Here is a 7,990-nt window from a genome sequence, read left to right as displayed (position 1 = left end):
TGATAATGAGCCGTTTGATCTTCCGATCGAAAGCTTGTTGTAGGAGGTCTGCGACGAGCTCGATATGCCAGTTCGGCAGAAATGGCTTACCTGCTTCAAGAGTGTCGAAAGTTTTTAGAATGAAGGAGAACAAGTCTTTCCGGAGCAACGCATCAACGGTGATGGCATCAATTTGCTGGTTCATGGTACACCTTCCGACTCAAGCGTCGCCCGTATTCCTGAAGAATGAGCTTATCGATCGCTTCCTGCTCGCGTGGCGGCGTAGGATCCTCGCCATGTCGATCTGTAAGATTGAGAATGATCTGCAGAGACTTCGCATCTCCTTGTACGGCCTTGTTTACGAGCCGTTTGATGATCACGTCCCTCTTCGAAAATTTCCGCGGAAAACCATTTTCCTCAACGGTTATGACGGTCTGGAGCTCCGCTCGCAGAATGGCCTCAATTCCCCGAGCCGCCTTGGGCCTTCCCTTCAGATTGCCAGACTGGCCCCGCTTAAAGCGTGAATGCTTAGGAGGTTTGCCGTAGCCGACCGCATATCCCTTCTTCATGCCCGAGACCTCCCTTTGATCTGGTGCTGTGCTCGGCGCCCCCGTTTCGCTTTTTTGCCAAACTCAACCCCTGTCTCCGCGTTTACTGCACACTGACCCGTGAGCTTCTGCCAGCGCGCAAGCGTGACATCGACGTATCGCGGCTCGAGTTCGAGCAGGCGAGCCCTTCGCCCCACACGTTCGGCAGCGATCAAGGTGGTGCCGGCACCGCCGAAGCCGTCGAGCACAACCTCACCACGGTTGCTCGCGTCTTGGATGGCATCCGCAACGAGCAAGACAGGTTTTATAGTCGGATGATCGGCGAGATCCTTGTCACGTCCTCGGCGCCAGGTGTTGACGCCTGCGTATTCCCACACGTTTGACCGGTATCGACCGAAGCGACCCAGCTCGACGTTGTTCGTGTGACTGGCCCTGCCATGCTTATAGACGAACACGAACTCATGCTTGGATCGGTAGAACGATCCCATACCGCCATTGGTCTTGTTCCAGACGCAGAGGTTCTTGAGCTCCGTGTAGACAGCCCCGCCAGCGGCCGTCATCTCTCCGAGATGGCGCCAGTCCATGCAGATGTAGTGCAGCGATCCGTTCACGCTGACAGATGCGAAGTTGTCGAAAGCAGTCTGCAAGAAGCTCGTAAACTCGCTGGCGCTCATCTCACCAACAGCACAGGCGAAATCACGGTGGCGGTTTCGACCAAGGCCCGAGGCATGCCCGTCAATCGGAACGTTGTAGGGCGGATCGGTGAATATCATCCGCGCCTTTTCACCTCCCATCAAGCGTCGCACAGCACCGCGATCGCGCACATCGCCACAAAGGATGCGATGCTCCCCGAGGAGCCACAAATCCCCGACGCGGGAAAGGATCGCTTTGGGTGGAGGGACTGCTGGGATTTCATCCTGAGGATCGGAAGTCTTCTCTCGCTTTTGGATGACCAGATCGATCTCAGCATGATCAAAGCCGGTGACCGACATATCGAAGTCGCAGTCCAGCGTGACGAGATCTGCTAATTCTAGTGCGAGGATGTCATTGTCCCATCCTGACAGCTCTGCGAGGCGATTGTCAGTAACGGCGTAAGCCCGCAACTCCGCGTCTGACAAATGGCTAAGACATAGGACCGGCACCGAAGCCAGTCCCAATTTGCGTGCCGCTTCTACGCGGCCATGTCCCGCGACAACCCGATCGGCTTGATCAACTAAAATCGGATTGACGAACCCAAACGATCGAATGCTCTCGGCGATCTGCCTGATCTGTTTAGCTGAGTGCACACGCGCGTTGCGCTCGGCTGCTTTCAGCGAGTGAACACTTCGTTGCTCGATCCGAGGATGTTGGAAGGCTTTAACGTTAGTGGGGGCGCACTGACCCATGTCACCGAACGCGCGTAAACGTCACGCGTCTCCCTAAGCTTGCTAAAGGATGACGCGTCTCGGCTGACGATATAGACGCCATGCCAACGACCAACAGGGAAGTCTTAATACGATAGTCAAGAGAAAAGCACAAGATGCTGAATTACAAGAAAAAAATGTGGCTAGAAGGCCACAAATGATTTGAGCTTCATAGGAGAAATATGAGCCCGAACAACATGTTCCAGTTGATTGCGCGGCGACGAAGAGCGACGTGATGGGTCACACGAGTCTTCGCGAGCGTCGGCGTCAATCTGCCGTTTCTGCCACCGATTGGCCTTGGACCCGAATCAAATGATCAGAACGACGAGGCACCGATCGCTAGCCATCCTTGCAGGCGTCGCTTTCACCGGAGGCGCTCTCTACATCCTCCTCGAGGACATAGCGAAGGGGCATCCTTGGTTGATGGAGCACGCGCTGACCGTATTGACGCTCGTGGGAACCATCGCCGTCGGACACCTTGCGGTCGAAGCCGCGCAGATACGCCACGTAGTTCCGGCCCTAGGATTCTGTCTGCTCTTTATCGCGGGCACCACCTTGACTGTTTACAACTCAGTCGGTCGCCAAGCGGAATCGAGCGACGCTCGACTTCTTGATGCGGAAGCGCGCAACGAGCAGATTATGGCGACGAAGAAAGCGCTCTCCACCAACGCCACCATGCTCGCCGAAGCGCGCGAAAAGCATGCCAGAGAGTGTGCCACGGGTCGGGGCAAGCGCTGCGACGGCATCGCAGCGACGATTCGCGTCTATGAAGATGCCGTCAAAGGAAACGCCGCCGACCTTGCCAAGCTAGGCCCGCCAGTACCCGTCGCGCCCAAGGCGGAAAAGATGGCCGCCCTGGCAGCGATCTTCGGCGCCGACAAGACCCAGGCGAAAGCCCTGCTCATTCTGATAGAGCCATTCGCCTACACGATCTTCTTCGAGCTGGGATCCATCATTTCCCTGGGCTACGGACTGGGCGGTAGACGGAGCCCGGAACCATCAACAGTCCGCCTGACTCCGCCGTATTATCGCGCCCGCGGCGATCGACGCGACACCGGCAACGGTTGCCAAAAACCAGCCATTTCCAAGCGTAAGGCGGAACAACACCTCATCGCACAGTTGGCAACAGGCGCAACCGTTGCCGCACAGGACGATCTGGCCACGGCCTGGAATGTCAACAAAGGAACGGTTTCCAAGTGGGTTTCCGAGTGGGAGCGCAACGGTACGATCCCAGCACGGCAACAGGTCGGCCGCCGCAAAACGATTGCACGGATGTAGGGGGGCCAATCGCGAGCCACCTCGCACCAAATTACCTGTTTACCCCTGCAGATTCCCTGATCGTCTCAAAGAGACGACTGATGGCATTCCAGAATTCCCTGTTTCGCCGAGTAGGGAATTTGCCTAGATTGCGCTGTGCTAACAGGCGCCTCTACGGCATGCGGAAGCCTCCAACGAGCAAAAGGCGATAGAATTCCCTGTAAATCGCAGGTTATCAGGGAAATGTCTGAGACGAGTTCGCTCCAGACTGCCAGCACAGCCACCCACTCTATTGAAATCGCTACGTTTCCGAGACCTTCACTATGATCGTGCGCATTCACGATACTCCATTTTTGAGTTGCATTCAGGAACGGACGGTTGATCCGTCGTCATCTCTCGAAGCTGCGAAGCAATTTTCACAACCGGCGCAGGAGAGCTACCCACAGACCGTCAGGCGCGGAAGCTCTTAGGTCCCTACACTGGAACTATTTCGGGCCTCGTTCGCAGTGTGTCGCAACGTTTCCGACGCCGCTCAATTCGTGTCTGAACATTGCTGACAACGACTCCTTGCGACTCAGGAAGGCGGTGTTGATCCAACGCCGCACCGGCAAACTTAGCGTCGCCCAGCTCCTGCTTGGACATATCAAGATCGAGATCGCTGTGCGCTACCTTGGGATCGAGGTCGACGATGCGATCGAGATCGCCGAAAAGATCGACATCTGATGGCAGCAATACCCATATGAGCAGACCCAATCGGCGAGCATACGGGGGCGCCGACTACGGCCACTGCTATGACCGCAATTGGGACGCTGCGCTGCAAGAGCCGCGGTGCCGGCACTACGCCGAGCATGGCGCACCCGCCGCGCACGGAGACTAGGCGGCGGAAATCTGAAGCTGCACGCCATTCAGCTCGGCGACAGTATCCGCGTCAGCTTCGCTCGGCACGGGTCGGCCGTAGAGATAGCCCTGCACCTCGCTGCACCCCTCCTCCCTGACGCGGTCGAGTTGGGCTTCCGTCTCGACGCCCTCGGCGACGGTGGTAACGCCGAGACGTTTGCCGAGAACGGCAACGGCGTTGACCACGGCGGCGCATTCGGGCCTCTCGACGGCGTCTCTCACGAAGGTGCCGTCGATCTTGATCTTGTCGAACTTGAACGCCCTGAGATGCGCAAGCGATGAGTAGCCCGTCCCGAAGTCGTCGAGCGCCACACGCACGCCCATGTCGCGCAACCGCCGCAGGTCTCCGATACAGTCGATCTCGTCACTGAGCAGAGCGGTTTCCGTAACCTCGATCTCCAGGAGATCGGGCGATAGGCCCGACGCCACCAGCGCGGACAGCACGGCCGGCGCGAGCGTGCCCTTTCCGAGCTGGGCAGCCGAGATATTGACGGCAACCCGCGCGCCATCCTGCCAGCGGGCCGCATCGCGACAGGCACGGTTGAGCACGAACTCACCAAGCCGATCGATGAGCCCGCTTTCCTCAGCCACAGGAACGAACTCGCCCGGAGAGATCCAGCCCCGCTCCTTATGATGCCAGCGAACCAGCGCTTCGCGAGCCGTTACCTTACCGGACTCGATATCCACGATGGGCTGATAGAAGACAAACAACCCGTCTTCGCCGTCGAGAGCGGCGTGCAACTTCGCTTCCAGGCGCACCCTCTCCCGCATACGGCGCTCCATCTCGACCGAGAATACTCTGAAGGTCCCTCTGCCCGCCGCCTTCGCCGCATAGAGGGCCAAGTCGGCATGCGCCAGCAAGGTTTCGGCATCGTCGCCATGGGCCGGAGCCAGCGCGATACCGACGGATGCGCCGATCTGAAGGTGGCGGTCGTGGTCCAGAGTGAAGGGCACCCCGACGGCTGCGATCAGCCGTTCGGCAATGGCTGCGGCTTCCTCTGCATTGTCGTGCGGGATCAGGATCGCGAATTCGTCGCCGCCGAGCCGTGCGATCGCGATGCCGGGGCCGTTGCACGTCGAGCGGAGCCGGTCGGCCACCTGCACCAGAAGGGCGTCACCGACGCGGTGGCCCCGGGTGTCGTTGACGACCTTGAACCCGTCGAGGTCGAGGAACAGGAGCCCGACCCGGTTGCCCGGCGAGCCCAGACTTCCTTCCAGGTGCTCGCGGAATGCATGACGATTGGCGAGCCCGGTGAGCGTATCGTAGTGGGCGAGCTGGCGGATTCGGTTCTCCGCTTCGACCTCCTTGGTGACCAGCGCCCAGGTGAGCATCGGGCCCAGATAGCTGCCGTTATGGGCGGTAACCGCCGAAACCTTGAGATCGAGCACCTCCGGCCCGAGCCGGATGCGCGCATTGTGCGGAAGGTTGCTGGCGTCGCTCAAAATCCGCCGCTGATGCTCCGGACGCTTGTGAAAGGCGTCAATGGACGTTCCGATCAGCTCTTCAGCCTTGATCGGCAAGAGATGCTCGATACTGCCGATCAGCCGTTTCGAGGTTACGTTGGCATAGTTGATCTTCAGCGTCTCCGGCTCGACGGTCATGACGGCGACAGGCATGTCGTCGATCATGCGCAGGAGGCGGCTCTGCTCCTTCTCCCTGCGCTCGGCCTCGGTCTGCGCATTCACCATGCGGGTGAAGTCGCGATAATTGATCATGAGGATGACCAGCATCCCGAACGAGACGAGCGCGATGTTGATGGCCGTCGCGATAAACGTCGGCTGTCCGGTCGCAGCGAAAAAGGCCACGAAAGCGCCGTTGACGATCGCCGTCACCGTAATGGCCGCCGAGCGCAAGTGCATCAGGCAGAAGATGCAGGCGATGACCGTAATCGCCATGTAGAAGGCGAGATGCGATTTGGCATAGGCATCGCCATACGGAAACAGCATCAACGCCCATGCCGAGAATGCGATGGCGATGATGCTGACAAGGCGATTGGTCCGTCTCAACGCCACCAACGCAACGTCCGGTGTGGGGTCCACGTTACGCGACCTCCACCAGTAGACGATGCGCACGACGCAGCCGACCGTCAGCAACAGCGGAAGCTCGACCGTGAGCCAAAGGGGAGCGAATGCGAAATGTGTGGCGGCAACGGCCCAGGTGCTCGTGAGGAGGATGAAATACATCATCGGCATCTGGCGCCGGAACGCGCAGAACTGGGCGTTGAGCAACTCCGGATTGTCGGATGGAACGGCGAGGAATTGCTTCATCCGCGCCGAAAGCAACTTGATATTCATCGGGACCTTCCACCGGAATTTGAGCGGCGGAGATCTTGATCTGCCGATGACGGCATGTCGGACGCACACGCTCCCGATGGATCGGAACGCGACGCACCCTTCGCCTCAGCGACCTTTTGAGGCTCGTTGCTGCCCAGCACAACCTGGCCGCTCCCGACGATCTGGCCGAGAGGAGCCGGCCGTCCGAGCAAGAAACCTTGCGCCTCGTCGCAGCCCTCGTTGTTGAGCATGGAGAGTTGATCGAACGTCTCGATCCCCTCGGCAAGGACAGGGATGCCGAAACTCTTGCCAAGGGCGAGCACGGCGCGGACGATGGCAAGCGTCTGCGCATTGGAGGCGGCGGAGCAGAAGAACGAGCGGTCGATCTTGATGCGGTCGAAGGGAAAGCTTCGCAGCGTGTCGAGCGAGGAGTACCCTGTCCCGAAGTCGTCGAGGGCGATGCTGACACCGAGCGCCTTGATCCGGCGCAGCATGTGCAGCGCCCGCTCCCTGTCCGCGAAGATCGTAGATTCGGTCAGCTCCAGTTCCAGTCGCTCCGGCGACAGGCCGGTCTCGACCAGCGCTTCCATCACCACCCGGTGCAGGTCGGCATGGGCAAACTGCACCGCGGACACGTTGACGGCCACCTTGTAAGGCGGGCTCCAGGTCGCTGCTTCCGAGCACACGGTTTTCAGCACCCACTCGCCGATCTCCAGGATCAGGCCGTGCTCTTCAGCGAGGGGAATGAACTCGGTCGGCGGAATGGACCCGAGTTGCGGATGCTCCCACCGCAACAGCGCCTCGTAACCCCGGATCTTCCCTGTCGAGATGGAGGTCTGCACCTGATAGTGGATGGAGAGCTGGCTGCGGGCGAGCGCCTCGCGCAGATCGGCGGCGAGCGAGCGGCGCGCACGCACCGTCTCGTCCATGGACGGCTCGTAGAAACAGACCTTCCGGATCGGCTCCGCCTTGGCGCGGTACATCGCCAGATCTGCATTGTTGATGAGGGTTGCCTTGCTGCTAGCGTGGTCGGGCCAAACGGCAACACCAAAACTTGCACCGGGAACGACCTCGAAGCCTTCGATGTGGATCGGCTTGAACAAGGCCGACTCGAGGCGGGCAAGGAAATCCGACAGCCCGTTCGTATCCTCCACCCTGTAGATCGCCGCGAACTCGTCCCCGCCTGTTCTGGCGACGAACTCGCCCGTACCCTCCCGCAGAAGGCCCTTCATGCGCCGACCGAGAACGCGCAGTACCTCGTCGCCGGCGTTATGGCCGCGCAGATCGTTGATCTCTTTGAAGCGGTTGAGATCGATTCCGATCAAGGCGACCTTGTTGCCTTCGTTGCCGGCGATCTCGATCTCCTGGTCGAGACGGTCGTTGAAGTTTGTCCGGTTGGGCAAGCCGGTCAACGCATCGTGCATTGCCATGCGACGCAGGCGCTCATAGGTTTCGGCGCGCAGGCTGTCGTCGATGACGAAGCTTGCGAAGCCGGCCCCAACGATGACGAGCGCCATGCCGGCAATGGCGAGCGCCAGCGTCTGCAAGGCAGCCGGATTGGTGAACGATCCCTCGACTATCATCGGCTCGACACGGAAGGCAGTCATCCCGGTGAAATGCAGAATTGCGATG

Annotated in this window: 6 protein-coding genes and 1 pseudogene; 2 read left to right on the top strand and 5 right to left on the bottom strand. The window is 59.7% G+C overall.

Going from position 1 to position 7,990, the window contains the following annotated elements; translation table 11 throughout:
* The 3 genes and pseudogenes from IT540_RS04740 to IT540_RS04730 form a co-directional block, all read right to left on the bottom strand.
* Positions 1–184 (bottom strand): annotated as a pseudogene (locus IT540_RS04740) (hypothetical protein); the annotation flags it as partial.
* Positions 168–548, bottom strand: a complete 381-nt coding sequence (locus tag IT540_RS04735) for a DUF5681 domain-containing protein (protein ID WP_291173995.1) — start codon at positions 546–548, stop codon at positions 168–170. The pseudogene IT540_RS04740 and the gene IT540_RS04735, both read right to left, overlap by 17 nt.
* A complete protein-coding gene (locus tag IT540_RS04730) occupies positions 545–1,912 on the bottom strand; it encodes a DNA methyltransferase (RefSeq protein WP_291173993.1) in 1,368 nt (455 codons plus the stop codon). The genes IT540_RS04735 and IT540_RS04730 overlap by 4 nt, the downstream gene beginning before the upstream one ends.
* A gap of 330 nt (positions 1,913–2,242) precedes the next feature.
* Here IT540_RS04730 and IT540_RS04725 point away from each other — a divergent pair, with 330 nt between their 5' ends.
* A complete protein-coding gene (locus IT540_RS04725; RefSeq protein ID WP_291173991.1) occupies positions 2,243–3,208 on the top strand; it encodes a hypothetical protein in 966 nt (321 codons plus the stop codon).
* A 567-nt stretch (positions 3,209–3,775) separates the two neighbouring features.
* Entirely contained in the window at positions 3,776–3,910 is a 135-nt protein-coding gene (locus IT540_RS04720; RefSeq protein ID WP_291173997.1) for a hypothetical protein, read from the top strand.
* A gap of 150 nt (positions 3,911–4,060) precedes the next feature.
* On the opposite strand, the gene IT540_RS04715 is transcribed toward IT540_RS04720, so the two are convergent.
* Positions 4,061–6,379 carry an EAL domain-containing protein gene (locus IT540_RS04715; protein WP_291173989.1) on the bottom strand — a complete coding sequence of 773 codons (2,319 nt, stop codon included), beginning with the start codon at positions 6,377–6,379 and terminating at the stop codon, positions 4,061–4,063.
* A partial coding sequence (locus tag IT540_RS04710; RefSeq protein ID WP_291173987.1) for an EAL domain-containing protein occupies positions 6,376–7,990 on the bottom strand: 1,615 nt, incomplete at its 5' end. The genes IT540_RS04710 and IT540_RS04715, both read right to left, overlap by 4 nt.

It is taken from the genome of Hyphomicrobium sp. (genome assembly GCF_020852195.1).
Lineage (GTDB): Bacteria > Pseudomonadota > Alphaproteobacteria > Rhizobiales > Hyphomicrobiaceae > Hyphomicrobium_C.
This window is presented reverse-complemented; position numbering and strand designations above follow the sequence as displayed.

Excerpts from the sequence above, each read along its gene's own strand:
- IT540_RS04735 (WP_291173995.1), bottom strand. The coding sequence starts at position 548 with ATGAAGAAGGGATATGCGGTCGGCTACGGCAAACCTCCTAAGCATTCA.
- IT540_RS04730 (WP_291173993.1), bottom strand. The coding sequence starts at position 1,912 with ATGGGTCAGTGCGCCCCCACTAACGTTAAAGCCTTCCAACATCCTCGG.
- IT540_RS04725 (WP_291173991.1), top strand. The coding sequence starts at position 2,243 with ATGATCAGAACGACGAGGCACCGATCGCTAGCCATCCTTGCAGGCGTC.
- IT540_RS04715 (WP_291173989.1), bottom strand. The coding sequence starts at position 6,379 with ATGAATATCAAGTTGCTTTCGGCGCGGATGAAGCAATTCCTCGCCGTT.